The following is a 2,087-nucleotide window of genomic DNA, read 5'->3' as shown; positions in this document are numbered from 1 at the left end:
CTCCCGTGTTCTCGAAGCCAGGGGGAGTGGGGCGGTACTGGCCCGGCTCCGTGCCGACGGTCCAGGGCCGGGGTCACTTCAACCCCAAAGGTTACTCCAACGCCTTTAGCAATTTGTTTCACTTGGTCTCGGATGACTTTTCTAGTTGTTTCTTTCATCATCCGAACATCCCCTTTTAACACTACTTTATCTTGTATAGCATTAAAACTTCCTGCTCCATCAAATGATCCAATAGTTACAGTACCCATGTCAAATGGATCTATTCTTCTTGAAATTACTGTTTGGAGTTCAGTTACAAAGTAACTAGCGGCTACTATTGCATCATTACTTAATTGTGGCATAGAAGCGTGACCTCCGTTTCCTTTGATTGTAATGGTGAAATTAGAACGTCCCGTTTGAGTTTCTTTATTATGATAGGCAATGACCCCTGTTTTAATTGTAGTCATCACATGAACCCCGATCATATTATCGACACCGTCAAGAGCTCCTGCTTTAATCATACCTTTGGCACCACCAGGAGATACTTCCTCTGCTGGTTGATGGACAATTCTAACTCTTCCCGGAAGTTCTTGTTTTATTTTTACTAGTTCTCTAGCAAGTACCATCAAATATGCAGTATGTGCATCGTGTCCACAGGCATGCATTACTCCTGGATTGACCGATTTAAAACTTAAATCATTATCTTCAAAAATAGCAAGAGCATCAAAGTCTGCTCTCAACGCAAGAGTTTTTCCGGATTTTCCACCTTCAATATCAACGATGATTCCAAATCCCTTTCCGATAAGTTTTGGTTCACAGTCAAGTTCTTTATAAAAGCCCATAATATACTTAAATGTTTCTTTTTCTTGAAAAGAAATTTCTGGGTATTGATGAAGATGACGCCTAATTTGAATCATTTCATTCTCATATTGTGTTAAGCTAGTCAACAAATTATTAAGTAGTTTCATATGATACCTCTAAACTTTCTACCCGAATTGCTAGTTAATTTCATTGGAAAATAAATAAGTCGTGCTATCCTAATCTTAAACTACTAAGCATTAGAAAGCGCACGACTTATATGACTTATAATAGCACACTTCCAAAAGTTTTTGTTTATTTACTGACAACCATTGAGACGCTTTATCAAACGAGTGTTTCCCTTGAGGTTCAAAACCGAAAGAACGTCCATCTCGCAACATCAGATTGCTTAGTTATCGCTTGTTACCTATGGGACGTACTGCATTTTAGTGAAACACTTAAAGCTAAGCACCAATTGGCTCAAAGTTTATTTCCTAATTTCCTAGAATATTCTCGCTTTGTCCGCCGTTGTAATGCCCTCTTACCGAGTATCCAAGTCATTCGCCAAGCACTCGTCTTTAAAGAGGTTGAAGGAATGAGTGTATCCATTATTGACAGCTTCCCCATTCCTTTGTGTCAGCCTATTCGTAACTTCAGAAGCAAAGTTCTTGGAGATTATGCCAATGCTGGCTACAATGCTACAAAGGGACAGTACTTCTATGGATGTAAATGTCATGCTTTAGTCAGTGAATCAGGCTATGTCATAGACTACACAATTACTCCTGCTTCAATGGCTGATAGTTCAATGACCGAGGAAGTGTTGAGTCAATTTGGGACACCAACAGTCCTTGGAGATATGGGATATCTAGGTCAGTCACTGCATGAAAGGCTGGAATTAGAAGGAATTGATCTAATTACACCTGTCAGGAAGAACATGAAGCAAAAGAAAATCCTTTTCCCTAATTTTTCAAAACATAGAAAAGTGATTGAGCGAGTTTTCTCTTTTTTGACAAATCTAGGAGCTGAGCGTTGTAAAAGTCGTTCGCCTCAAGGTTTTCAATTGAAATTAGAGATGATACTTTTAGCGTATTCTTTACTGTTAAAATCAGCTAAATCACTGGAACCAGAGACTTTAAGATATTCTATCGGGTATCAAGTCATGGCTAAATAATCAACTAGCAATTCGGGTATATATATAGAAATAGGTATATAATAAAATACATTGATAGGGAATGAAAACTAAACTATTGATAATAGTTAACCCGAATTGCTAGTTAATTTCATTGGAAAATAAATAAGTCGTGCTATCC

2 protein-coding genes are annotated in these 2,087 nt (G+C 38.1%); one reads left to right on the top strand and one right to left on the bottom strand.

Going from position 1 to position 2,087, the window contains the following annotated elements; all coding sequences use genetic code 11:
• On the bottom strand, positions 1 to 926 hold a 926-nt coding region (locus tag ABTZ99_RS44855), incomplete at its 3' end, for an amidohydrolase (RefSeq protein WP_499619272.1).
• A gap of 131 nt (positions 927 to 1,057) precedes the next feature.
• On the opposite strand from ABTZ99_RS44855, the gene ABTZ99_RS44850 reads away from it, so the two are divergent.
• A complete protein-coding gene (locus ABTZ99_RS44850; RefSeq protein ID WP_499619270.1) occupies positions 1,058 to 1,948 on the top strand; it encodes an IS982-like element ISLll1 family transposase in 891 nt (296 codons plus the stop codon).
• Positions 1,949 to 2,087: the final 139 nt, after the last annotated feature.

Source organism: Actinosynnema sp. NPDC002837 (assembly GCF_040295345.1).
GTDB lineage: Bacteria > Actinomycetota > Actinomycetes > Mycobacteriales > Pseudonocardiaceae > Actinosynnema.
Note: the sequence above shows the minus strand (reverse complement) of the source record. Positions and strands in the feature narration are given on the sequence as shown.

Bases quoted from the DNA above. Each gene is read 5' to 3' on its own strand.
- ABTZ99_RS44850 (WP_499619270.1), top strand. From the start codon at position 1,058: ATGACTTATAATAGCACACTTCCAAAAGTTTTTGTTTATTTACTGACA.